Genomic DNA, 23,521 nt, shown 5'->3' on the forward strand with positions numbered 1-23,521 from the left:
TGCCGCTCCAGACGGATGGCTCCGAGGTGGGGCGCAAGCAACGGACCGGCCGCTGGCGACGGGCACGCGCTGCCTCTGACCGATATAGCGAGGGCGCCATGTGCTGTCAGGGGTGAAGTGGCTGGCGTTTGTGTGTGAGCACCCGGCGCCGTCCCGACGCCGTTTCACCCCTTCGGTGATTCCGGCGTGCGGTCTGTCCCTGTTGCGGCATGGTCGTTGTCGGCGCCCCGGGCCCGGCGGCGTGTGCATCCGGCTGGCGGGGTGGGGTGTGGGGGATGGCGAGCGGGAGACGTGGGGGACCGAGGAGTTCGGGTTCCTGTCACTTCGTGGATCACCTGCGACATCCGCAGCCCTGTCTCCGTCTCGATGCCCTTGATCAGGCTGACGACGACCGTGCCCGGCCGGATGTATCGGCCCCAGTCGGTGAGGTTGCCCCGCAGCGTCTGCGCCGGGACCGACAGCGCCAGGTACTCCGCGCAGGTGGTGTGATCCCGGGCGGTGGTTGCCGGAGGCTGCCTCAGCTGGTTCGGTCTGGCTCTGCTGTTTCGGACTGGGCCACGTTCGAGTGGTCAGGACTGACGGCGCGCGAAGAGGACCGAACCTGGAACGCTCGCGTCGGGGTCGATCAGCATGTGGGCCTCGATGGTGAACCCGGCATCGCGTAGCCAGGCCGCAACTTGGTCAGGCTGGCGGCGGTGAACGTGGACGTTCATCGGGTGGCCGCCGTAGCCATGGGTCTTCAGCCTCGACTCGTCGCCGACGTGAAAGCCGAGCAGCAGTGGTCCGCCGGGACGCAGTACCCGCCGGAAGTGGCCGAACACCGTAGGGACTGCTTCGTCGGGGACGTGAATCAACGACCAAAATGCGAGAAGGCCGACGACTGAAGCATCGGCGAGGTCGAGGTCGGTCATCGAGCCCACCTCGAACCGCAGGCGGGGGTGGTCCCGTCGAGCCACGTCGATCATCACGGATGAAAGGTCGATGCCGAAGGCATCCACACCCAGGTCGTGCAGGTGAGCGCTGACATGTCCAGGTCCGCAGCCCACGTCTGCTACTGGCCCACCGCCGGCGCCGTGCACCAAGTCGGCGAACAGCGCCAGAGCCGCCCGAAGATACGGCGCCTCGGCCAGAGCCTCGCGTAGCTGGTCGGCATAGCTGACCGCGACCGTGTCGTAGGAGGTCCGGGTGTCTGCCAACCAGTGTTCCGGGTTCATGGCTCGGCAGAGTAGTGCAGCGATCAGGATGACGAACCAGATCAACTGAGGTCAACGACGAAACAGAGCAGGTCACCTGTCACGGAGGTCAGATCCTTCGACGCGGGACGCCTCGGGACATTGATGACCGCGGCCGATGCGGCCCGCGAACCGGCTTGCGACGCTGCCCGTATGCTCGCACGCGCCCCCGCGCCGGACTACGTGGGGAAGAAGATCACGCGAAAGGGTGGCGGAGAAAGAAATACGCGAAATCCCGGTGGAAGATGGGACATTCCTCCACCGGAAGGACCTCCATGCGTCTGACGCGCACCGCAGCCGTGACCTCCGCCACCGCGCTCGCCCTGCTGCTTCCCGCCACCACCAACGCCCACGCCGCCGCTGTCGCCTGCGGCGGATCCGTCTCGACCCAGGGCATCGCCGCCAACGGCTGCATCAGCGCCGAAAAGGGCAAGGAGGGACGCATCTACACCCGCGACATCAAGGCCCACGTCGTCCTGACCAACACCAGCCCCCACGCTGCCCACGTCGAGTACGAAGCCTTCTTCCGCGTCGTCTCCGGCGGCCACTGGGTCAAGATCGGCAACGGACGCACCCTCGTCCCTCGTCGTACGACCACTGGCCCCACCGAAATCGGCAGCACCACCCGCGTCTGCTTCGTCGTCAACGCCAAAGTCGAGATTCGCGTCCACGTCAAACCCGCGGGAGGCGCCTGGAGCAACTGGACCGGCGCCGCGACCTCCCAGTGTCAGACCTGACCGCCAAGGCGCCCGGCGCTCGCCGCCCCCGTGAAACCCCAGGAGGGCGGCCCCACCACTCCTACGGTGAAAGCGATTCGATCGCCCTCGGTCGTCCTGCCGGGGAGGTCCGTTCAACCCGCACCGCGGCGGATCCGACGACGGGGCCAGCCCGCACCGGCTGGCCCCGGAGCCACCCGGTGCGGGCCGGCCACGGCTGACGAGGACGAGGGGGAGATGCCGGTCGTGCGCACTGCTTTCCGATTGCGTCGTCGCGCCCGGAACGTCGCGCACAAGTGGGCACCTGGAGGGCCGACAGCAGGGTGCCTTTGGACCGGCCAGTACGGAGCGGACGAAACGCTGAGGGCTCGCCCCGGATGGTGCGCTGCAGAGGAGAGGGCCCTCAACAACTGCGCGGAGGGCCGGGGGAAGCCTGCGCGCTGTCCTCTCCACCGACGCATCGCGTGGACGGACACACCCTCGTGCACCGGGACGTGTCTTGCCTCCGTTGCGAACCGATGATGTGGCGGCCTGGCACTGCGGAACCGGGTGGAACGTACCAGGCCGCCAGGTCACCAACGTGCTGCAGGCCGTGACCGCGACGTCAAGCGACCTGGCTCAGACGGGCGCCATCGGTAACTCGCGCAGTCAAGGTTCACAGCGGGGCGCGACGCGCGATGCGCGTTCTCCGAGCTCACTCAGAGTCGCCGGAGCGGGAACTCGGGGGCCAGTGAGCCGGTGTCCAGTCTCCCTCCGGGTCGGTGGCCTGCCCCACTTCGATCAAATGGCCGTCAGGGTCACGGATGTAGCAGCGGATCTCGTACGCGTGTTGTTTCGGCGGCGTCAGGAACTGGGCACCTCGGGCGCTCCACTCCTCGTACAAGGGGTAGATGTCCTTGACGCGGATATTGAGGAAACTGCTGACCCGGCTGGAATCGCGCGGCGCCTCCAGGGTGACCGATGGCTTGTCGTCCGTCGGGCCTCCGCCGCCGTTGATGATGATCCAACTGTTGGCCAGTGCGACGTAGGTCAGGCCTCCAGGTCCGGAGTAGGCCAGTCGGCCGCCGAGCACTTCGGTGTAGAAGCGTCGGGAGCGTTCGACATCGTCCGAGACGATGAAGTGGGCCAGCAGAATTCCCTCTGGCGGTGGCGGGAGATCGGCCATCTGGTGCCTCCACTTGTCGGTCTCATGATCCGTTGATGATGTGCACTGACGGTAGGTTCGCCTTTCGAAGTGGCCGGTGATTCACCAGCTCGCCCTCGGAAGATTCGCGGACAGCTGTACACGGATGGCTCCCCGCTTGAGGCCATTGGAGCGACGCGGAGGTGTGCGCGGAAGCGCAGACGGTCACACATCAACGGCAGCAGCAGGCATGTTCGTGCCTCCCTGCACAGCCATGTCCTGACGTACAGCACACAGACACTGCGCTGCGCCGTGGGTGGGTCGCACCCGCGGCATCGCAGGAGAGGCGGTCATCCCGTGCGTTCTGACATCGTCCCGGGCGGGACCTTTCCCGATTTCGCGCTGCCCGACCACACCGGTACCGTCCGCACGCTGAGTGAGATCCAGGGCGGCGATCCGTTGATCCTGACGCTCGCGCGTGGCCACTACTGTCCGAAGGAGAACTGGCAGCATCGCGAATTGGCCGAGAACTACGCGAAGATCGCGGTGGCCTATACGCAGGTAGCCACGATCGCCACCGACGACCACCACACATTGCAGGAGTTCCGTGCCTCCGTCGGCGCCCACTGGCCCTTCCTGTCCGACCCCGAGCGGACCGTCCAGCAGGCTCTGGACATCCAGGAGTACACCGACCCCGAGCACAACCCGATGATCCCGCACACGCTCGTGCTCAAGCCGGGGCTGGTGGTCCACAGCGTCTACAACGGCTACTGGTTCTGGGGGCGCCCGTCGTTCGTCGACCTGTGGCACGACCTGCGGACGGTAACCCGCGAGATCCGCCCGGACTGGGATCTGAGCAGCCCGGGACTGCACGAAGCCTGGGACGCCGGCGACTTCTCGAAGTTTCACGGATGGGATCGCCGGGCCCCCGACTCGATGCCCAACTCGTATGTCCAGCCGGGCAAGGGATGAACGCGATGCCCACGCCGGTGTGCGCCTTGCTCGGGATCGAGCAGCCGATCGTCCTGGCGCCCATGGTTGCGGTTCCCGCGCTGGCCGCGGCAGTGTCGAACGCCGGCGCGCTCGGCATGCTGACGCTGTCGTGGTCGGACGATGTCGCAGCTGTGGTCCGTGAGACGGCGGCACTGACCGAGCGGCCGTTCTGCGGCAATCTCGTGCTTACCGAGGATCGGCACCGTCGCCTTGACCAGGCTCTTGACGCCGGCCTGCGGATCGTGTCGTTCTTCCTGGGCGACCCCAGCGGCTACACCGAGCAGGTCCACGACGCCGGAGGGATCGTCCTGCACACGGTCGGCACCGCCGAGGAGGCGCGGCGGGCGGTCGACTCCGGCGTGGACGTGGTCGTGGCGCAGGGCTGGGAGTCCGGCGGGCACGTCTGGGGCACCGTCGCGACGCTGCCTCTCGTGCCGGCTGTGGTGGACGCGGTGGCGCCGGTTCCGGTGATCGCGGCCGGCGGCATCGGTGACGCGCGGGGCGTCGCGGCGGTGCTGGCGCTGGGTGCGCAGGCCGCGTGGCTTGGCACGCGGTTCCTGCTGGCCGAGGAGATGCCGATCCACGACGACTACCGGCGCCGTCTGATCGCCGCGGGAGAGACCGACCCGCAGCGGTACGCCAACCTGTACTCGGTCGGATGGCCCGACTCTCCCCACCGCGCGCTGCGCAACTCGACCGCCGACGCGTGGCAGGCCGCGGGCCGCCCTCCGCTCGCGCAGCGGCCAGGCGCCGGCGACGTGATCGCGCATTTCAGCTCCGGCGAGCCCATCGTCCGTTACGAGCCGGCGCCGCCCATGACCGGGACGACGGGTGACATCGAGGCGCTCTCGATGTGGGCAGGGCAGAGTGTCGCACTCGCGAAGAGGTCGCAGCCGGCGGCGGACATCGTCGCGGAGCTCACCTCTCGGATCTGAGCCCGCAGGTCTCCTGTGTCTAACTGATCGTTTCAGGATGACTTCAGCTGCGGGCCTCGCATTCGATGATCTTGGTCGGCAGGGTGTCCTGGCCGCGTGCCGATTTTGGTCCTGACGAACTGTGGGAGTGGGGAGCCCCGCTGCTGCCGCCCGCTCCCGAGCGGCGCCGCCACCCTGGGCCGCTGGGCGTTCCCGATCGAGCAGCACTTGCGGGCGTCATGTACGTGCCGCGGACGGGTGTCGCATGGCGTGATGTCCTTGGAGTCGGTGGGCTCTGGGGTGACGGCTTTGCGTCGGCTGAGGGACTGGACCGAGGCCGGAGTCTGGTCGGCAGTGCACCGTGCTCTGCGTGCTCTGCTGACTGAACTGCGCGCTGGAGACGCGCTGGACATGGACGACTGCGCAGGCGACGGCTCCCACGTCCGGGCGCTCAAGGGGGGATCACGTCGGCCTTTCACCTGTCGACCGCGGACGGCCCGGATGCGAGCATCACGTGATCGTTGACCGGCAGGGGACACCGCTCGCGGTTTCGCTGACGGGCGGAAACCTCTACGACGTCACGCAGTTGATTCCGCTGCTCGACGCGATCCCTCGTACAGGCGGGCTCCGGGGCCGTCCGAGGAACCGGCCCAAGTGGCTGTTCGCCGATGGCGGCTACGACTTCGACAAGTACCGCCGCCTGATGTGGAAGCGCGGGATCAAGCCACTCATCGGTACTGCCGAAACTTCACGGGTTCGATGGTGTCGAGGATGTTGTCCAGTCGCCTCGGTGTTCGCGCCACGCGGTCCTGAGGGCTTCGAGCTCGGTGCGAGGGAAGTGCTCGCCCCATTTACCGCGGTACGTGCTTTCGCCGTACTCCCTCACGATCTCGTCGAAGCAACGGATCACTGTTCGGGCTAGGACGTCGATGGTCTGCTGAGTGGACCAGATCTCGGTCCCCGTGTTGTCGTGGCCTTTGCCGTCGGCCAGCTCCAGTAGGCGGATCCACACGTTGGTGTCTTCACGACAGAAGATCCAACGGAACGCGGTGGGCTCGGCCTCGAACTGTGCTCGGCATTCCGTCTCGCCGACGACCAGACGTGTTGCTGCTGTCAGGAGTTCTTCGGGGCCGGCAGTGACATAAGAGACCGTGAGTTCGACTTCCGCACGGTGGTCACGGACGGTGCAGTCGGCCCAACCGTGTCCGGACAGGACCCAGACGAGTTGCAGGTGGGCCATCGTCGATCCCCCTTCGGTCGCGGGTCTCCCGCGAGGTCCTCTCGTACCCGTCCGAGTCTGAATGATGAAGTGTCTGGTGACCAGCAGACTTTGCCGTCCCTCAGCCGATGGTTCTGCGATCGGGCAGACGTCCGTCGTCGACATGGTCTGCGAGATTGATCAGCGTCGACTCGGCCGTCATCCCGAATGCAGCGCCGACGAGTTTGAGGTCCACGGTGTTGACCAGGTCGAGGAGACGAGTGTTGCGGATCATCCGCGGTGGGAGTCTCAAGGGTCAAGGGTATGTGAGAGATGGGCAGTTGAGGCCTGGCTCCGCTCAGGCCGGCTCCGGCAGCTCGTCCTGGCCAATCCAGAAACGTGAAGAGCACGGAGCTGTCAGCTCGCCCTCCGTGCCTGGGAACACAGGCGACTACGATTCTCGCCCATGGAGACTTCCATGGTGCGCCCGGAACCCTTGACGGTCCTACCCGCGTGCGTTTGGAGTGACGATGAGCGGGACGCGATTCGGCTTGGTCATGTCAGCCGCGCGATGGAGGGCAAATGGAACGTGGTCTCCGAGGGCGACACCGTCCAGCTGCTGAGAAGCTGGACGGGGCACGCAATCTACCGGGCCGGGTTCGGCCCAGTGGAAACGTCCGAGGGCTGCGGGTGGGGCATCGTCCGGGCTGAGGCAGAACGAGATCCGGACCGGTACTGGAACTTCGGAGCGGAGTTCGACGCGGTGATGCTGGAACTCGTGTTGCGCACGTACGCCCTGTCCGAGCCCGCAATGGAACTGCGCACGCTCATGGTCTCCCTCGTTGCCGATGCTACGGGCCGTACCAACGGCCCTCCCGCTCTGGTGCAGATGAGTCTTCTCGGCACGCGTACAGGTCCGCCGTCGATCTATCGGCCATGACCTGCCTGCGCTTCGGCCCAGCGGCAGTCGCCGACCAGATGCCGGTCCGGGCGATCGCGAGGAAGCTGGGGGTCGCGAGGAACACGGTCCGCAGCGCGATCGCGGACGACGCCCCGCCGAAGTATCAGCGGTGCCGGCGACGGTTCGGCAGCGTAGCCGAGCGACGGCACCGGCAACCGGGTTCGGTCCTCGAGCACGCGGCACGCGACGGGGCGGGCGCCCACAGAAGCGGTCGCGTACATGGCTCTGTGGGCCCGTGCCGGGGGTCAGATGCGCGAGTTGCGCAGCGACTGCCACACGGCGCCGGCCAGCGCCCGCGTCGCCCGCGGGGCCGACAGATGCTCGTGCTCGCGGTACAGCGACCAGTTGTGCTTGACCAAGGACAGCTTGTTGGAGGACAGCGATCCGGCCTGGTGCGCTCGGTACACAGCGAGCGGCTCAGCCAGGCCCCGGGCTTCAGCACCGTCTCGCATGATGCTCAGCCACAGTGCGTAGTCCTGGCGCTTGCGCATCTCCGGCATCAGCCTCGTGCCCAGGACATTGCGGTCGTACATGGCGGTGAGAGCACCGATGTGGTCCTGGACCAGCATCGCGCGGTAGTCCACGTGCGCCCGCGCACGGATCACCCGGCCGTTCGGGACCCAGTCGGTGCTCTCGCCGTCGTAGCCGGCGTCCATCTTGAAGTACGAGGTGAACGTCAAGGGCGCAGTAGCCTCCGCAGCGAAGGCGAGCTGCTTCTCGGTCTTCTCCGGAAGCCACATGTCGTCGCTGTCGAGGAAGGCGATGTAGTCACCGCGGGCCCGCTCGATCGCGAGGTTGCGGGCCCGGCCCGCACCGCCCTGTTCGGGCGCCGAGCCCGGCCGGACGCGCTCGTCCTGCTCGGCGAACTCGCGCAGCAGGTCCATGGAGCCATCGGAGGACTGGTCGTCGGTGACCAGCAGCTCCAGGTCGCTGTGGGTCTGCGTGAGCACCGACCGGACCGCTGCGCTCAACGTCGCTGCCGAGTTGTACACGGGCATCACGACAGACACCAGGGGCACGGCATTTCTCCTTGCTGGATAAGGAACGAAGGTCCATTCAAGCACCGCAACCGAGTAGGAGTTGCCATGCAGACAGTCGTCGCCGGTCACGGTTAGGCGGGGCTTCCCCTGGCCGTACGCGCCGCAGAGGTGGGTCGTCGGCTACGACGTGGACCCGCACCGTGTCCAGCAATTCGCCGCCGGCCAGACCTACGTGAGGGGCGTGGCGTCCCCGCGGCTGCGCGCGGTGCTGGACTCCGGGGCCTGCTCAGCGACCACCGGCGCTGCCGCGCCGGCACAGGCCACAGCCATCTCGGCAGGGCCTCGGTGTGCCTTTTTTGCGCTGGGGTGCTGCAATGTGGCGCTCTACCTCGCCGGACTGGTCATGGATGGGTACGCCTCCAACCCCGTGCTTGAGTCCGCCGCTGCGCTGCTGGTCGCAAGCTGGACTGCCGGAGCCTTGCACCTTCGCCGAATCCGCAAGGGAACCTGGCAGTAGCCATAGGCCCTAAACGGTACAGAACCGGGCTACGGCAACCACCCCGCCTGGGTCGAGGTAGCCCACATCGCACCTGTGTGCGAATCTTTGGCCGGGTCGGTGCACCGCTCGACCTCAGTCGCGGCGCCAGGAGGGCACCACCCGATGACGCATCCCGATCCGACCCCAGGCAGGCCACCCGGCCCATACACGGGCCCACAATGGCATGCTTCGTCCGGCCCTTACCGCTCGCCCGGCGAACCGGTACACCCGCCGACAGCGTGGAACGGCGCCGCCATCACCGCGCTGGTCCTCTCGCTGCTGTCGTTGCTGTTGCTTCTCGGTCTCGGCGTCCTGGGGCTGCTTGTTTCGTTGCTCGTCTTCACGCCGCTGGTGCTCGTTTTCAGCATCACCGCCGGCATCCAGGTGGCGCGACGGGGCCAGCGCGGCATGAGCCTGGCCGTCATGGGATTCCTCCTCGCGCTGCCAGGATGGCCGATCACCGCTTTCCTGTTGTGGTGATCGCGCTCTCCCTGTCGAGGCAAGGGGGCGCCGTGCGCAGACCGACTGGGAGCTTCCCCCTCATGCAAGGGCACGGCCCCGTCGTCCGGCGCGGTCAGGGGCGCCATGGCGTCATGGATGGGCGTGTCGGCCAAGCGGCCCGCCGGACCCGCGGAAGTCGATGTGCGGCTGTCGCGGCTACCTTCGGCGTCGGATGTACCAACCAGCCACCAGCACGATGAGGATGGCAACGACGAAGGCCCACACGGTCGTTGCGCCGTGGTAGGAGCGGTAGGCAGTCAGAGCAAGCATGTTCAGGCGGATACCCCGGGCGGGCGGCTTCAGCGTCTCTCGGCCGGCCGCATGTACCGGCAGTACAGCAGGCAAGTCCAGCAAGCACAGCAACCGGCCCCACCCGGCAGCGTCCATGAAGAACAGCAGCGCAACTGGTTTGCACGCCACCAACTGATCCACATCGAGCTACGGATCAGAAGGTCCCGCCACCGGCAGGCGGTTTCAGCTCCCGCCTCGGGCCGTCGTGGCGCAACAGCAGGTCTCAGTGCCGCGGACTTCAGCGCAGAGTCCGCCGCTCGTCTACTCGATGGGTCGGTGTCCCCAGAAACACGTCGGGCGTAGCAGAGCCAAAAAGGATGTTGAACGTCTCCAGCTGATAGGACCAGGCCCCGTCGCATCTGCCGACGAACCGGTAGTTGATCTGCCATTGCAGCCACTGGGTGGGAGCCAGGCGAATGGCCGGCGGGCGCCGATTGCGTCGTGGCATGCCGAACACGGTCATCTCCGGTGGATCCACGCGGAGCACCCCATCGGCCTGGCGGAGGATCGTTCCGGGCGCCGACAGATCCTGCACTTGCATATGAGGCTCGAAGGAATCGGACTCCCGCATAGCGATGTCGTGGAGGGCGGCCCGCAGTCCGGGAGGCAGCAAGAAGACTGTCGGAGCAGCGTTCCTCAGGGCAGCGTCGGGACCGCCGCGCGACTTCTTCGTCCACGACGTGCGCACCCGCTGAACGACAGCATCCATGGGCTCGATCATCCGGCATGACGCCACACCGCGGCCACAGAGTTATGTGCCGTGCGAGACAGCGCGGGGAACCACGGGAAATCCCGCTCACCGAGCCAGCGGCCACGCGGGACACCGCCCCGACGCGGGTCAGACGTGGTCGGATGTTGGAACACCTTGATGGGCGGGATGACCAGGATGCCGACCTGGTTCGGGGCGGCCCGAACGGCCGGCTGAGTCTCGCGGAGGCGCGTCGGAACTTTCGTGTCCTGGAGGCCGGCGACGAGCGGTGTACTCAGTTCGTGCGCGCTCTTCTGCTCAGCGAGCACCCGTCGGTCTGACATCAACGGCTGACATCAACGAGGTTGGACGGGGCGTACGTGGGTGACTCTGTCCGGCAGCCGCAGCAGCTGGCGACAACAGCAGAAGCGGGCTGGGATCGGACTCCTGTGGTCGCTTAGGCTCGGTCTTGTGAGCGAAGAGGCCCAAGTCATTGCGCGTCATCGTGTCCACGTCGTACCTGTTGTCTTGGCTCTGGCCAATCCACCGTGGCAGCGGGACGTGTGGTTGGACCCTTCGAAGTTCGAGAACATTGACCACGTCTTCCATACGCTCTTCGATGACTTCTGTGACGCCGATGAGCCCGAGCGGTACCTCGGCGTCAGCTTGAGAACCGACGAAGAGGTAGCCCTCATGCGGGCCCTCGGTGTTGCGCTCAACGCTGCCGCGGTCGAGGCCTCCCACGACACCGACGCCGAGTACCTTCAGACCGCAGCCTGGCCCGAAGTCGTGGCTAGCGCCGGACGCCTCGCCCAAGTCATGGTCTCGAACGACCTGAACTTGCTCAGCTGCGGTCGGCATGAGTGAGCGTCCAACTTCGTGACCCCACCGACGAACAACGGCGGCCAGCCGCGTACGTCTGCGTACCATCAGCGCAGGTGAAACAGTGAGTCTGCGGCCATTGGGGTTGGCCCATCCCTTATCAGCTACCGCCGGATGACAGCCCTACTCCGGGCCTGAGCCGGTCCTCTTGCACGTCGAAGCCGTCGGGTACAGCTGGTTGAGGCAGCATTCCACGACGTTTCGCCGGCGGTAGATCCCGGTCGAAGGCCGGTGGCCTGTCGCTGTGGCGGCCGCAGTGGTGCGGCCTCGGGTGTGGCCGCGTGACAGAGGTGCTCGCCGTCGCTGACCGGCCCTGAGCCACCGCTCCAGCGAGCAGCAGCGGTTCCCGCAACGCGAAGTCACGGTCGTCCACCTTCGGACGCTTCGCCGGCCCGGACGCTTTCAGGGCCTGGAATCCGCCCTCACGCCAGGAACGGCGCCATCGCTCCACCGACCGCACACTGACCCGAAGATCCTTCGCGACCGCCGTGTTCTTCTCACCCCGCGCAAGGCCTTCGGCAGCCAGCATGCGCATCTGTTCACGCCCAGACTGACCTTGCGTAGTGAGGCCACCACCCTACGAATACCTCATCGTCCCTGCCGACCCTCTGCTGCACCCGCAGGTTCGGCAGCCTGATGGGGCCCGGATCCATGGTCTGCTGACCCGGCCGCGAACGGGGCGCCGGTCCCGCTGGCCACGCTCACCCACGAACTGGGCGGCGGGGCCGAATGGCCCGAGATCGGCGACTTCGAGCGCGTCACCACCGACCTGGTCGCCCTTGCGCGAGGCGAGCTCTGTGACGGGCCGAGCCTGAGACGGCCGGAGCTCGACCGGGCCCTCGTCTGCATGGGACCCGCTGCCGGCCAGGAGGTGCGGATCTTCGACACTGCCGCCGAGACTTCCGCCAGCGTCGGCTTCGACGTGTACGGAGAGCCAGTGCGAGCGAGTACGCGGACACGGGGCGCGGCAGCGGCTGCTCTCGTCCGTGACGGTGCCCGCCCGCGCTCACGCGGGTGGCGGCGGCAAGCGACGCTGTGGCCGGAGGGTGGTGCGCCAACCAACCCATACAGCGCTGCACCGAGCGCCGATGAACCAGGCCTCCGCCAGACCTGTCGCCGTAAGCCCTGCAGCGGTCGACGAGAGCGGATCGATCACACGCCATCCGGCCGTCTGGCAGATCTCAGTGCCGGGCATATAACGCGTGAAACCCGTCACAATCCTCCCATTAAAACGGACCAATGGGTAAAAATATCCCCTTAGGACTGACTGCCCCTCTGTCGATCGGCCGGGGGATTCAACGACCAGTGGCCCGGGAGAAGCGTTTGATCACCGCACGCAAGCGAGGCGCCGTACTGATGGCTTCGGCCGGGGCCCTCGTACTGACGGCCCTGACCGGTACCAGCTACGCCGCCACCGGCGACACCGGGGCTCACCCTGAAAAGCAGGCACGGGCGGATCGGGCGGACACCCAGGACGCTTCCGATGCCCGAATAGAGATCACGCCCGGTGGGGCCCACGGCATAGGAATCAACGACCCCGTGAGTGTCACCGTAAGTAACGGCAAGCTCACCAAAGTGACCATGACTGCCGTCGCGACCGGCACCGAGGTTCCGGGCACCCTGTCCGCGGACGGCACGTCCTGGGCGCCGAACGGCCCACTGAAGCAGGCCACCCGATATCAGGTCGCCGCGGAGGCCGAGGACGCGAAGGGCCGCTCCGCCAACGAAAACGCGGCGATCGCCACGGTCTCCCCGGCCAACGACTTCCTCGGGCACCTCTCCCCTGAGAACGGCTCGACCGTCGGCGTGGGCATGCCCGTGACCTTCAACTTCGACAAGGCGATCGGCGACAAGGCCGCCGTGAAGTCGAAGATCCAGGTCAGTTCCAGCAGCGGCGAGCAGATCGTCGGTCACTGGCTCAACAGCAGCCGGCTGGACTTCCGCCCCGAGCACTACTGGAAGCCCGGCTCCACCGTCACCGTCAAGATGAGCCTCGACGGCGTCCAGAAGACGGTCACGTTCAAGATCGGCCGGAGCCAGATCAGCACCGTCGACGCCAAGACGAAGCAGATGTCCGTCGTGCGGGACGGCAAGACGATCAAGACCATCCCTATCTCGTCCGGCAGCGCCGAGCACCCGACGTACAACGGCCAGATGGTCATCTCCGAGAAGTACCGGCAGATCCACATGAACGGTGCGACCGTCGGCCTCACGGAGAAGAACGGCAAGCCCTCCTACGACATCGAGGCCGTGCCGCACGCCATGCGCCTGACCGACTCGGGCACGTTCATCCACGGCAACTACTGGGGCGGCGACTCGGTCTTCGGCAAGGTCAACACCAGCCACGGCTGCGTCGGTCTGAAGGACGTCAGGAACGCCGACGAAGGCAAGCTGCCCGCCGCATGGTTCTTCGACAACTCGATGACCGGTGACGTCGTGATCGTCAAGAACTCCGCGGACAAGGCCACGGTGGCCCCGGACAACGGCCTCAGCGACTGGAACATGCCGTGGAGCACGTGGGTCTCGGGCAGCGCATCGAACTGACGCACAACGATTCGTACGCCGTAGGCCGCCGCCGCTACGACCAGGCGTATCAAGCCCTACGGGACGCCATGTGGCACGACCTGGGGGCCGACACCTAGGGCGTGTCTCCTTGGTCTGCTCGTCGGTTGATCGGATGTGTCTGTCCGGTGGGTGATCACTGATGCGATGTGGGACAGGATCGAGCCGTTGATGCCGGCCGATCCGGTCCGTGGTCGGCGATGGGCCGACCACCGTCGAACCCTGGAGGCCATCGCGTGGAAGTACCGCACCGGCTCGCCTTGGCGGGACCTGCCGGATGAGCTGGGCTCATTCCAGACCGCTCACAAACGGCTGCTCAGGTGGGCCGTGGACGGCACCTGGGAACAGATCCTCGCCGCGCTCCTGGCAGCGGCCGACGGTGCTGACGACATCGGCTGGACCGTGTCGGTGGACTCGACTGTCTGCCGGGCCCACCAGCACGCCGCCGGAGCCAGGAAAAAGGGGCGCCGTTTCGTGTCGAGCCCGATGACCACGCGCTCGGACGTTCCCGCGGCGGCCTGACTACGAAGGTCCATCTCGTCAGCGACAGCCATGCACGGCCTTTGACCCTCCGCGTCACTGCTGGCCAAGCGGGCGACGCCCCGGCCTTCGAGACCGTCATGGCCGGTATCCGTGTTCCCCGAAGCGGAACCGGAAGGCCGAGGACCCGCCCGAACGTCGTCCTGGCGGACCGCGCGTATTCATCCCGTGCGATCCGTGCGCATCTTCGGCGGCGAGGTATCCGTGCCGTGATCCCGCAGCCCGCTGACCAGGTCGGTCACCGACTGCGGCGAGGTCGCGCCGGTGGTCGCCCGCCCGGCTTCGACGCCGAGGCATACAAGCAGCGCAATGCCGTTGAGCGGTGCATCAATCGCCTCAAGCAATGGCGCGGTCTGGCCATGCGAACGGACAAGCTCGCCATCGCCTACCAGGCCGCACTGCACCTCGCAGCCATCCTGATCTGGACGCGGGTCTAGGTTCGAGTCAGCGGGAGCTGTGCGCTGCCTGAAGGGCCGCCCACTCCAAGGCGGGGAACTCGTAGCCCCAGCGCCTCCTGTACCCGTGTGTCCCATGCTCGGAGAGAAGCTCCTCGATCATGGCCATGAAGGCACTGACGAACGCCTCTGTTTGTACCCGACCTGCCCAGACCAGTCTCGCGTTCGACCACCAGGACGCCGGCTCGTTCAGGTCCGCGAACTCCACTATCTGAACGAAGACTTCCTTCTCTGTCTGGTTGAAGAAGACTCTCGTCCCGCTCGGCTCGTCGAAGAACGTCACGAAGGTCGCACTGCACCCGAGGAGCAGAGCCTGGACACCGTTCATGAACCCGGCCAGGACCTCAGGCCCTACGTACGAGGCGCGCACCATCTGTTCGGCATCGTTCACCGACCACGACCATGTAGCCCACCCAGACCCGCCAAGCTTCCAGCGCATGCTCTGGTCATGCGCCGAAGAAACGTTGAATGGACTGTGAACCATGCCTTCCCCCTGCGCCAGGCGACGCTGCCCTAGAAGTCGCCGAGTCGGCCATGACTCGATCACGAGTACGACGATGTCATAGACGGATCTGAGAGACACGCCCTAGGTCCCGGCAGGCGTCAGCCCGTGGGACGACGACGGGCCCGCAACAGGCGAACGCCCTTCACCACATATCCGGCCGTCATGAGAACGAAGCCGAACAACCCGAGCCAGAACCAGGACACAGAAGCCACCAGCGTCAGCCCGAACCCACCGAACGCCAGCAGACTGCCCACGGCGTCGAGCAGGTCCAAGCGTGCCTCGGAGCGCACGGCGGGATCCGAGGCACGCAGTCGGCCGCTGATGGGAACGAGGCCGATGGCCTGCAGTGCCGCAAGGCCGAGCATGATCCAGACGGACCAGTCGGGTATGTAGTCGGGGATGTCCACGGCGCGCACTGTAGTGCCGGTCCGGGGGCATCAGAACGAAGATCGGAAAGACGGAGCGTGGACGGAAGACGGCATCTGATGCCTGTGAGCTACGGAGCCGCCTCGTAGGTGACGGGCTCCTGCCCACACCCCGCCGCGATCTCAGCGAGTGCCGCCCGTTCGCGGTCGTCCACGGACAGCTTCCACCGCAGCTTCGTGGCGACCCGGTCCGCGGCGTACGTGCAGCGGGCGTCGAGCAGGGGAGGGAGCCACTCGGCCGGGTCCTGGTCGGCCTTGGACCGGTTGGTGCGGGCGGTGACCGCGACCAGATTGCTCTCTGCGTCGGGGTCGTTGGCGTAGCCTCGCGGCGCCCCGGGGTCCAGGCGGAGGCCTCGGAGTCCCAGGCCTCGGCGAGCGGAACCATGTGGTCAATGTCCAGGACGCCCGGCGTGGTGACGGTGACGCCGTCGTAGAAGGAGTACCACTGGCCGGCGGTCACCTTGCAGCCCGGCTCGATCGTCGGCTGCACGCGGGATTCTGAGATCAGTACCTCAACTCGGATGCTGCAGCCGTCGTGGTCGGCGTCGACCCAGTGCTTGAAGCTCGTGCGCTGGTAGCCATCACGGGACTCGGACGCCTGGGCAACAGATCGACGGCCGCGGTCATCGGCAACGGGCTCGGTCTCCATCTCATGTGCGCAAGCGGGGGTGACGTTGAGAGGCAGGACGAGGAGGGCCGCAGCCACGGTCGCGATCTTCGAGAACATGAGGTCTTGCCAGCGGCGCCCGACCGCGACCCGCCCGAACTCCTACTGGGTCTCACCCGTGCGAGGGCCATGGTCATTCCGCACCAGAACTCGAAGTGCCGCCACAGGGCGCGTTGGTCAGGACGTTGTCCTCCCACCCCCGTGCCTGGAGGGCGAACTTCAAAGACGAGGCTTGCGCAAACGGCAACGCACAGCGCCGCCAAGTCCCGAAACCGCGGGCTGAAGTTGTAGCCGCGGATCTTGAACAGGCCGGACATCATGCCGGAGTTCGACGCGTTGTCGGTGGCCACCATCTCCGGCTTCACCGCGCCGTCCAGGTCTAGCAGCGCGTCCAGGGTGTGCAGGGAGGAGCGGGGGTTCTCCCCTTCAGGCTGACGGGTTTTACGGCCGACGTGGGATCAGTTCGGTCACGCCGCTCGTTGCCGGCCGAGCCAAGGTTGACAGTGTCGCGTGGTCTGGAGACAGAGAGCAGGCCGGGTCGGTGCGGGTGGCATCGCCGGTCAGGGCGAAGGCCTGGCACCGGCAGCCGCCGAAGTCCTGATCGCGCCGGTCGCACGTTCGACATGGGGAGGACATCCAGTCAGTGCCTCGATAGAGGTTGAACGGCTTGGATTCCTCCCAGATCCAGCGCAGTGGGTGGTCTTTGACGTTGACCCGGTCAAGGCCGGGCAAGGTGGCAGCTGCTGGGCAGGGCAAAGCGGTGCCGTCCGGGGTCACGGTGAGGGAGACGGCTCCCCAGCCGCCCATGCAGGGTTTTGCCACTCCGTCGAAGTAATCCGGGGCCACCCATACGATCTCCAGCTGCCCGTCGAGCCGCTCCCTCCATCGGCTGACGGATTCCACGGCCCGGGCGAGCTGGTCCCGCCCGGGCATCAGCGCTTCCCTGTTCAGGAGGCCCCATCCGTAGAACTGCGTGTTGGCCAGCTCGATACGATCGGCACCCCACCGCAGCGCCAGTTCCACCAACCCGTCGACGGCGTCCAGATTGTGCCGGTGCAGTACAGCATTGACACCCAGAGGCAGCCCTACGTCTTTGACGAGCGCCGCAGCAGACTCCTTGGTTGCAAAGGCCCGGCTGCCGGCGATCAGGTCCGAAGTATCGGCGTCGGAGTGCTGGACAGAGAGCTGGACGCTGCGCAGCCCGGCATCGGTCAGGGAGCGCAGCCGACCCGCGTTGAGGCCTGAACCACTGGTGACCAACTGGCTGTACAGGCCTGCCGTTTCGGCACCGGCAACAATGACATCGAGATCTTTGCGGAGCAGCGGCTCTCCACCGGACAGATGGGTCTGCAGAACTCCGAGCTCAGCGGCTTGACGGAACACCTCAACCCATTGTTGTCCGCTCAGTTCTTGTGATCGGCGCGTCAGTTCCAGGGGATTGGAGCAGTAGCCGCAGTGCAGGGGGCAGGCGTGGGTCAGTTCTGCCAGTAGGCCCCACGGGGGTGGGATCGTGCTCACCGGATCCAGCCTTTCTCACGCATCCGTTCTATGAACGGACCGACCTCTGTGTCGACGGGAGCGTGAGGGAACCGCTCCCGGAGCTCTTCGATGATCTGTTCAACCGCTCGGGTTCCGTCGCACAGTTCCACCACCTGCCGGGCACTGCCCTCCAGCACCACGACCCTCTCCGGCATGAGGAGGACGTGGTTGCCGCGTGCCCTGTCGTGGCGCAGTACCACGGCGGGTGACATCTGCGGACACCATGAGCGCTCCGGGGCGCTCACCGTGCTCTCTCCGGTGTGCCGCCGTGTTCCACGCTGTCGAGAAGAGACCAGAGGACGTCACATTTGAAAGCCAGTGCCGACAGCGCCTTGTGCTGGTCGCTGCGGGTCCGCGCCCAGTCGATCACCCAGGCGAGTGCCTCGACGCCGTCCCGGCTCCCTTGCGGAACCCTGCTGCGAAAGTAGGCAAGGCCCGCTTCCTCGATCCACGGGTAGTGGACGGGGAAAGTTTCCAGGCGGGTCATCATGATGTTCGGTGCGCACAGTTCGGTGAGTGAGGAGGCGACGGCCTCCAGCGCAGGGCTGAGCCGGCAGAAGTTCACGTAGCCATCGACGGCGAGTCGCACGCCAGGCAATACATGTGCGCCCGCAACTACTTGGCTGCGGCTCAGGCCAACCGCCTCACCGAGGCGCAGCCAGCGCTCGATGCCGCCCTCGCCGTCGACCAGGCCGTCGTGATCCTGGATCCTGCGTAGCCAGGAGCGCCGCATCGACGGCTCGGGCAGCTTGGCGAGGATCAGCGCGTCCTTCACCGGGATGCTGCGCTGGTAGTGGAAGCGGTTGGACACCCAGGTGCGCAGCTCGTCGGGTGAGAGCTCGCCCCGGTGCATCCGCAGGTTGAACGGGTGTCTGTCGTGGTAGCGGCTCCTGGCCAGGTCCCGGAGCTCGGCTTCGAACAGGGTGGGGGACAGGGGCTCGTCGTCCGGTTCCTGGGCGTCTGCAGCTTCCGTGGCGTGTCGCGGCGGTGCCGTCGTCATAGCTCGATCACCATCCCGTCCTGCGCCACCTCGAGTCCTTGCTCGGCCAGAACGCCGTGCTCGGGAGCGGAGGGGTCGACCAGGGGATTCGTATTGTTGAAATGGGTGTAGAGGCAGCGGGCGGGCAGCGCGGCGAGCCGTTCGGCGGTTCCGTCCGGGCCGTCGATGGGCAGATGCCCCATACCGGTGGATGTCCGACTGGAAACGCCCATCCGGCGCGGCTCCTCGTCGTCCCAGAACGTTCCGTCGATGAAGGCGCAGTCGGCTCCGGCCACTGCCTTGGAGAAGTCCTCGCTCCATTCAGCGAGTGCCGGCGCGTACAGCGCAGTCGTGCCGCGAGCGGGATCGTGCAGAGTGACCGCCGAAACCCAGGCACTGTCTTCAGGCGCGTCCGCCGCGTAGCGGGGACGCTTGGTTGACAGATGTACGGCCGCGATCTCAATACCCGCGACAACTGCTGCACTCTGGTCGACCTCGGGTAGGTCATGCCAGGTGAGTGAGGTGTAGGGGGTGAGGACAGTGTCCAGCGCCAGACGCTCGCGCACGGCTTGGCGCACAGGCTCGGTGGCGTAGATCTCGATGTGACGTGCCTCGCGGAGCCTCAGCAGCCCGCTGGTGTGGTCGAGTTCGGCGTCGGTGAGCAGGACTCGGACGACCGGGGTGCGTTCCTCCCCAGGCCCTGGCCGCAGTTCGCTGTGTGCCTCAAGGTGAGCTGCCACATCGGGGCCGGCGTTGACGAGGAACCAGGCGGGCGGATTGTGACCCAGGACGGCGAGGGAGTCGTGGCTGCGGCGACGGTCGGGGTGGGTGCGTGCCCCGGAACAACCGGGGCACGCACAGTTCCATTGAGGAACGCCTCCACCTGCTGCCGTGCCCAGCGTGAGCAGGCGCACGGGGCCTTCTTCTAGAGGGCGTTGAGGGAGTAGGCGGTGACCTCCATGGCCGTGTCGACGACCGTGAAGTCAGGGGTCACCCAGGCGGTGGTGGCGTTGATGGTGGTGTCGGCCTGCGGCTCGGGTGTGGTGTTGTCGAGCATCTCGGTGTCCCTTCGGGAACGGAATCGGGGGGTCGTGGCAACTCTGTGGCTGGCTGGCTGGCTCGCGGTGGGGCGGAGGCGGGCAGAGACCCAAGAGCCAGGACCGCTAGGCGGTTCTCATGGGCCGCCAGATGGGTTGCCTCATACGCTAGGCAGGGTGGGCTGCAGTGGCAAGGGGCGGGACGGATGTGATCCGGATTGCCGTCGGCCTCACTGCCCCGGCGGGTTGGTTGGCGGTACAGCCTGCTGTACCGCCAACCAACCCGCGCCTGATCGCCGCTACTTGCAGAAGGGCTTCATGCCGGCGGCGGACTGGATGCCGCCGACGATGAGCTTCTGGAACTCGGCCGCACCGGCGAACGAACCGTCGGTGGTGAACTCCTTGGCGTCGTGGCCGAGCGTGGTGACCCAGGAGCGGCCGCCGTCGTAGTACTGGCACCAGGCAACCGGGTGGTTGTCTCCGTGGCCGGGGTGGTTGTAGTTGCCGGCCACGCCCTTGGCGAGGGTGCTCTCGTCCACCTTGGCGAGAAGGCGCACCTTGGTCGGAGCGGGCACCAGGTTGTACCACTCGTCGGTGAAGTTCCAACGAGCGGGAAGCTCCTTGGTCGAGGTGTCCTTGCGCTCCACCGTCTGGACGACTCCCGGCTGAGCCGCACCGTGGTCGTAGAAGTTGGCGTTGCCCAACAGGCCTTCATACCAAGGCCAGTTGTACTCCGTGCCGAAAGCGTTGTGGATGCCCACGAAGCCTCCTCCGCCGCGGATGTACTGGCGCAGGGATGTCTGGGCGGCGTCGTCCAACGCGTCCCTGCTGGTGGAGAAGAACACCACGGCGTTGTACTTGAACAGGGTGTTCGGCGAGGCGAGCTGGCTTACGTCCTCGGTGTAGTCGACCTGGAAGCCGCCCTTCTCACCCAGCTTGAGCATGGCGTTCTGGACCACGTTCGCGTCGGTCAGCGGCGGGTTCATGCCGGCGCCCAGTGCGGGGCCGAGATTGGCGTGACGGGGCCCTGCGGTGCGGGTGTAGAGGAGCACCTTGTAGCCCTTGGCCGGGTCGAAATTGCCCCAGTCGTGGTAGCAGTCGTCGTCGAGACCGCGGCAGACCCCGTAGTCGGGGTCGCCGAGTTCCTGGGCACCGGTTCCGATCCGGCCGTGGGCGAAGCTGAGAGTCCCTGTCGCGAGGAGCGCCGCGACCATGGCGAGCGTCATCCCGATGGTGGCCAGGACGGCTGAGCGAGTGCTCAGGGCTCTGGCCCGGAGCGTTCTTCCTGTCATGAGAGTGCTTCCTTCTGGTGCGGACGGCATGCCGAACCGGCACGCCGGCAGACGTGCTGAAAGAGAGGGGCTGGCGGTGGCCGCGCGCTGTCACCGGGTTCGGCGAACTACAGGGGCACGGACCGTTACGAAGGGGCGGCGGGCGGCGCCGGGAGGTTGAGGGCCGCGGCCTGGCCGAGCGCAGCGAAAACGCTAGGAGACGACGATCTTGCCGGTGCTCTGCGGGGACACCGGGTCGTTGTAGAAGAACTCGCCGGGCGTGTCGAAGGTGTGGGTGTACGAGTCGCCGGGCATGAGCAGGCCGGTGTCGAACTCGGCCTCGAAGAAGGCGACCGCGCCGTGCGCCGTCTTGTTGGAGGCGGGGTTGGTGAAGGTCACCGTGGTGCCCTTGGAGATGGCGAGGTGCTGCGGAGACATCGCGTTCTGAGCGACCAGGTTCTCCGTGGCGCCCGGCGCGGCTTTCGCGCTGTCCCAGACGCGGCCCAGCGTAACGGTGTTGCCCGCCGTGGCGCCGCTGACCGCCGCCACACGGATCTGGTTGCGCTTCGAGGGCGGCACGGGGGCGGCCGCCGGTCCGACCTTGCCGCCGACCTTGAACGCCCAGAGGTGGTCACCCTTGGGGATGTCCGGGTAGGGCAGACCGTTTCCGCCGGCCAGGACCGCGATGTACTGCTCGCCGTCCACCTCGTAGGTCATCGGGCTCGTGTTGACGCCCGCGCCGCACTGCCAGGTCCACAGTTCCTTGCCGGTCGCGTCGTCCAGAGCGGTGAGGACGCCGTCGGGACGTCCCTGGAAGAGCACGCCGCTGGCGGTGGACAGGACGCCGTTGCCGTGGGCGAGCGACCAGTCGCCCTCCTGTCGCCAGGAGACCGTGTTGGTGCGCGGGTCCACCGCCACGACTCCGCCGGCGAAGTACTCGCCCAGCGGCCGCGCGGTGTTGACCCGGCCGCCGTGGGTGTTGGAGTACGCGGAGTTGATCAGGCCGTACCCCACGTAGACCAGCCCGGTGCGATGGCTGAAAGAGGGAGAGGACCAGTCGGCCCCGCCGCCCGCTCCGGGGTAGAGGATGGTCGGCCGGTCCCAGTGCACCTCGAAGAGTCCGCCGGTCGCGTAGAACGGCACGGGGCGGGTGGCCTTGTCGATCCGCGGTTCCGTCTCGACGAAGGGCTCACCCCCGGGGAAGGGCTGGGTGGCGGCGGTCTTCTGTGCCTCGTGCTGCGGTACCGGGCGCTCCTCCATGCCGTGCACCGGATCGCCCGTCGCCCGGTCGAGGATGTAGTACATGCCGGTCTTGCTGCCGTAGACGACGACCCTGCGCTTGCGCCCTTCGATCTGGATGTCCGCGAGGACCGGCGACATCACGCCGTCGTAGTCCCAGATGTCGTGGTGGACGGACTGGAAGTGCCAGCGACGCTTGCCCGTCTTGGCGTCGATGGCCACCAGGCAGTTGGCGAAGAGGTTGTCCCCGCCCCTCGTGGAGCCGTCGGTCCGCGGGTAGGGGTTGCCGAACGTCCAGTAGACGAGGCCGAGTTCGGGGTCGACTGCGGGGTGGATCCAGCAGACCGCACCGCCGGTCTTCCAGGTGTCGCCTTCCCAGGTGTCGTGCCCGTACTCGCCGGGACCGGGGGTTCCCCAGAACGTCCAGACGACCTCGCCGGTGGCCGCGTTCAGCGCGTAGCCGCGGCCGCGGGCGCCGGCTGTGCTGCCCTGGGTGCCGACGTAGATGAGGCCGTCCCAGTAGACGACCGCGCCGGCCAGACTGCCCCTGCTGCCGCCGCACTGGCCGCTGGCCGGGTCGCAGTCGGGATCGCCCTGGTCTTCGATGAGCATGGCCTTGGTCCACACGACCGCGCCGGTCTTCTGGTCCAGGGCGTAGACGGTGTTCTCGCCCGAGATGGTGAAGGCGAGACCCTGGCCGAGGGCGACGCCGCGCATGTTGGTGGTCTCGGCGCCGACGTTGGTCTTCCACTTGACGGCACCGGTCCGCCCGTTGACGGCGAAGATGTTCTGCTGGGTGGTGGCGATGTACAGCACGCCGTCCTGTGCGACGACGGCGCACTGCTGGGCGCTGCGTGTGTCGCCGCCCTCCAGGTTGATGTGCCACGCTCCGCCGAGCTGCTTCACGTTGCGCGGGGTGATCTTCTTGAGGGCCGAGTAGTTCTGGTTGGCCAGGTTGCCGCCGGCCTTGGGGAAGTTCTTGTCCGTCGGCGTGAAGGCCTGCCGGGGAACGGGAGTTGCCAGCGTCCCGGTTCGTGATTCCGCGGCCTCGGCGGGGGCGTTGAGCATGGCAACGGTCGCTGTCGTGCCTGCTGCCGCGGCGGTGGTGAGGAAACTGCGTCTGTCCATGAACCCTCTTTCGTGGCATGACCCTGCCAGTTCCGGATCCACCTGATGGTCCGGTGGGGGCGAGGGGAAGAGAGAGCGGGAGAGCGGATCTTGGTCCGCTGTGCGGTTTGCTAGACCCGCACGATGGTCGCCCGGAGGCGGTTCCATACGTTAAGGA

The 23,521-nt window shown here is 67.0% G+C and carries 26 protein-coding genes and 3 pseudogenes; 9 read left to right on the plus strand and 20 right to left on the minus strand.

Translation table 11 applies throughout. The annotated features are described in order from the left end of the window. Positions 1-164: 164 nt before the first annotated feature. Together AB0C62_RS25025 and AB0C62_RS25030 are read right to left on the minus strand one after the other, a co-directional pair. Positions 165-521, minus strand: coding sequence for a hypothetical protein (locus AB0C62_RS25025; RefSeq protein WP_362976721.1), 357 nt, complete (start codon positions 519-521; stop codon positions 165-167). A 48-nt stretch (positions 522-569) separates the two neighbouring features. Then, on the minus strand, positions 570-1,214 hold the full coding sequence (locus AB0C62_RS25030) for a class I SAM-dependent methyltransferase (RefSeq protein WP_362976632.1): 645 nt from the start codon (positions 1,212-1,214) through the stop codon (positions 570-572). A gap of 293 nt (positions 1,215-1,507) precedes the next feature. On the opposite strand from AB0C62_RS25030, the gene AB0C62_RS25035 reads away from it, so the two are divergent. Next, complete coding sequence (locus tag AB0C62_RS25035) at positions 1,508-1,969, plus strand: hypothetical protein (protein WP_362976634.1); 462 nt, start codon at positions 1,508-1,510, stop codon at positions 1,967-1,969. Positions 1,970-2,642: 673 nt separating this feature from the next. On the opposite strand, the gene AB0C62_RS25040 is transcribed toward AB0C62_RS25035, so the two are convergent. Next, positions 2,643-3,113 (minus strand): VOC family protein, encoded by a 471-nt coding sequence (locus tag AB0C62_RS25040; protein WP_362976636.1) that lies wholly within the window; start codon positions 3,111-3,113, stop codon positions 2,643-2,645. A 315-nt stretch (positions 3,114-3,428) separates the two neighbouring features. Between AB0C62_RS25040 and AB0C62_RS25045 the strand changes: the two genes are divergently transcribed. The 3 genes and pseudogenes from AB0C62_RS25045 to AB0C62_RS25055 form a co-directional block, all read left to right on the plus strand. After that, positions 3,429-4,043: a redoxin domain-containing protein gene (locus AB0C62_RS25045; protein WP_362976638.1), complete on the plus strand. Its 615-nt coding sequence runs from the start codon at positions 3,429-3,431 to the stop codon at positions 4,041-4,043. Between the two features lie 5 nt (positions 4,044-4,048). Further along, entirely contained in the window at positions 4,049-4,999 is a 951-nt protein-coding gene (locus AB0C62_RS25050) for a nitronate monooxygenase (protein WP_362976640.1), read from the plus strand. A 65-nt stretch (positions 5,000-5,064) separates the two neighbouring features. Then, a pseudogene (locus AB0C62_RS25055) lies at positions 5,065-5,711 on the plus strand (IS5 family transposase); the annotation flags it as partial. 15 nt (positions 5,712-5,726) lie between these two features. Here the strand turns inward: AB0C62_RS25055 and AB0C62_RS25060 are convergent. Next, positions 5,727-6,218 carry a hypothetical protein gene (locus AB0C62_RS25060; RefSeq protein ID WP_362976642.1) on the minus strand — a complete coding sequence of 164 codons (492 nt, stop codon included), beginning with the start codon at positions 6,216-6,218 and terminating at the stop codon, positions 5,727-5,729. 100 nt (positions 6,219-6,318) lie between these two features. Next, positions 6,319-6,489 (minus strand): hypothetical protein, encoded by a 171-nt coding sequence (locus AB0C62_RS25065; protein ID WP_362976644.1) that lies wholly within the window; start codon positions 6,487-6,489, stop codon positions 6,319-6,321. Between the two features lie 153 nt (positions 6,490-6,642). Here AB0C62_RS25065 and AB0C62_RS25070 point away from each other — a divergent pair, with 153 nt between their 5' ends. Further along, on the plus strand, positions 6,643-7,116 hold the full coding sequence (locus AB0C62_RS25070) for a hypothetical protein (RefSeq protein WP_362976646.1): 474 nt from the start codon (positions 6,643-6,645) through the stop codon (positions 7,114-7,116). Between the two features lie 266 nt (positions 7,117-7,382). Here the strand turns inward: AB0C62_RS25070 and AB0C62_RS25075 are convergent, their stop codons facing one another. Next, a complete protein-coding gene (locus AB0C62_RS25075) occupies positions 7,383-8,156 on the minus strand; it encodes a glycosyltransferase family 2 protein (RefSeq protein ID WP_362976648.1) in 774 nt (257 codons plus the stop codon). 622 nt (positions 8,157-8,778) lie between these two features. Here AB0C62_RS25075 and AB0C62_RS25080 point away from each other — a divergent pair. Continuing rightward, on the plus strand, positions 8,779-9,135 hold the full coding sequence (locus tag AB0C62_RS25080) for a hypothetical protein (RefSeq protein ID WP_362976650.1): 357 nt from the start codon (positions 8,779-8,781) through the stop codon (positions 9,133-9,135). Between the two features lie 177 nt (positions 9,136-9,312). Here the strand turns inward: AB0C62_RS25080 and AB0C62_RS25085 are convergent, their stop codons facing one another. Both AB0C62_RS25085 and AB0C62_RS25090 read right to left on the minus strand, forming a co-directional pair. Further along, positions 9,313-9,588: a hypothetical protein gene (locus AB0C62_RS25085; protein ID WP_362976652.1), complete on the minus strand. Its 276-nt coding sequence runs from the start codon at positions 9,586-9,588 to the stop codon at positions 9,313-9,315. A 97-nt stretch (positions 9,589-9,685) separates the two neighbouring features. Further along, on the minus strand, positions 9,686-10,156 hold the full coding sequence (locus tag AB0C62_RS25090) for a hypothetical protein (protein WP_362976654.1): 471 nt from the start codon (positions 10,154-10,156) through the stop codon (positions 9,686-9,688). 450 nt (positions 10,157-10,606) lie between these two features. On the opposite strand from AB0C62_RS25090, the gene AB0C62_RS25095 reads away from it, so the two are divergent. Continuing rightward, positions 10,607-11,002 carry a hypothetical protein gene (locus tag AB0C62_RS25095; RefSeq protein WP_362976656.1) on the plus strand — a complete coding sequence of 132 codons (396 nt, stop codon included), beginning with the start codon at positions 10,607-10,609 and terminating at the stop codon, positions 11,000-11,002. A 115-nt stretch (positions 11,003-11,117) separates the two neighbouring features. On the opposite strand, the gene AB0C62_RS25100 is transcribed toward AB0C62_RS25095, so the two are convergent. Further along, positions 11,118-11,552: a helix-turn-helix domain-containing protein gene (locus AB0C62_RS25100; RefSeq protein ID WP_362976658.1), complete on the minus strand. Its 435-nt coding sequence runs from the start codon at positions 11,550-11,552 to the stop codon at positions 11,118-11,120. Between the two features lie 821 nt (positions 11,553-12,373). Between AB0C62_RS25100 and AB0C62_RS25105 the strand changes: the two genes are divergently transcribed. Together AB0C62_RS25105 and AB0C62_RS25110 are read left to right on the plus strand one after the other, a co-directional pair. Next, complete coding sequence (locus AB0C62_RS25105) at positions 12,374-13,561, plus strand: Ig-like domain-containing protein (protein ID WP_362976723.1); 1,188 nt, start codon at positions 12,374-12,376, stop codon at positions 13,559-13,561. A 135-nt stretch (positions 13,562-13,696) separates the two neighbouring features. Further along, a protein-coding gene (locus AB0C62_RS25110) for an IS5 family transposase (protein ID WP_362976660.1) occupies positions 13,697-14,556 on the plus strand; the annotation gives its coding sequence in 2 pieces (ribosomal slippage) (positions 13,697-14,051 and positions 14,051-14,556; 861 coding nt in all). A gap of 7 nt (positions 14,557-14,563) precedes the next feature. Here AB0C62_RS25110 and AB0C62_RS25115 read toward each other — a convergent pair. From AB0C62_RS25115 to AB0C62_RS25165, 11 genes and pseudogenes are all read right to left on the minus strand, one after another. Next, positions 14,564-14,965: a hypothetical protein gene (locus AB0C62_RS25115; protein ID WP_362976662.1), complete on the minus strand. Its 402-nt coding sequence runs from the start codon at positions 14,963-14,965 to the stop codon at positions 14,564-14,566. 212 nt (positions 14,966-15,177) lie between these two features. Then, positions 15,178-15,486 (minus strand): hypothetical protein, encoded by a 309-nt coding sequence (locus AB0C62_RS25120; protein WP_362976664.1) that lies wholly within the window; start codon positions 15,484-15,486, stop codon positions 15,178-15,180. An 89-nt stretch (positions 15,487-15,575) separates the two neighbouring features. After that, positions 15,576-16,231, minus strand: a pseudogene (locus AB0C62_RS25125) (HNH endonuclease family protein). Positions 16,232-16,437: 206 nt separating this feature from the next. After that, positions 16,438-16,581 (minus strand): annotated as a pseudogene (locus AB0C62_RS25130) (Tn3 family transposase); the annotation flags it as partial. Between the two features lie 31 nt (positions 16,582-16,612). Continuing rightward, on the minus strand, positions 16,613-17,689 hold the full coding sequence (gene pqqE / locus AB0C62_RS25135) for a pyrroloquinoline quinone biosynthesis protein PqqE (protein WP_362976665.1): 1,077 nt from the start codon (positions 17,687-17,689) through the stop codon (positions 16,613-16,615). Further along, positions 17,686-17,922, minus strand: a complete 237-nt coding sequence (gene pqqD / locus AB0C62_RS25140) for a pyrroloquinoline quinone biosynthesis peptide chaperone PqqD (RefSeq protein WP_362976667.1) — start codon at positions 17,920-17,922, stop codon at positions 17,686-17,688. Before pqqD ends, pqqE begins: the two co-directional genes overlap by 4 nt. Before the next feature lie 29 nt (positions 17,923-17,951). Beyond that, a complete protein-coding gene (gene pqqC / locus AB0C62_RS25145; protein WP_362976669.1) occupies positions 17,952-18,710 on the minus strand; it encodes a pyrroloquinoline-quinone synthase PqqC in 759 nt (252 codons plus the stop codon). Next, the gene (locus AB0C62_RS25150; protein WP_362976671.1) at positions 18,707-19,603 is read right to left on the minus strand and encodes an MBL fold metallo-hydrolase; all 897 of its coding nucleotides are present in this window, start codon (positions 19,601-19,603) and stop codon (positions 18,707-18,709) included. The genes pqqC and AB0C62_RS25150 overlap by 4 nt, the downstream gene beginning before the upstream one ends. 11 nt (positions 19,604-19,614) lie before the next feature. Beyond that, a complete protein-coding gene (gene pqqA, locus AB0C62_RS25155; RefSeq protein ID WP_362976673.1) occupies positions 19,615-19,746 on the minus strand; it encodes a pyrroloquinoline quinone precursor peptide PqqA in 132 nt (43 codons plus the stop codon). A 279-nt stretch (positions 19,747-20,025) separates the two neighbouring features. Beyond that, positions 20,026-21,018: a ThuA domain-containing protein gene (locus AB0C62_RS25160; protein WP_362976675.1), complete on the minus strand. Its 993-nt coding sequence runs from the start codon at positions 21,016-21,018 to the stop codon at positions 20,026-20,028. 192 nt (positions 21,019-21,210) lie between these two features. Continuing rightward, complete coding sequence (locus AB0C62_RS25165) at positions 21,211-23,364, minus strand: PQQ-binding-like beta-propeller repeat protein (RefSeq protein ID WP_362976677.1); 2,154 nt, start codon at positions 23,362-23,364, stop codon at positions 21,211-21,213. Between the last annotated feature and the right edge of the window lie 157 nt (positions 23,365-23,521).

The sequence above is a fragment of the Streptomyces sp. NPDC048643 genome (assembly GCF_040650615.1).
Classification (GTDB): domain Bacteria; phylum Actinomycetota; class Actinomycetes; order Streptomycetales; family Streptomycetaceae; genus Streptomyces.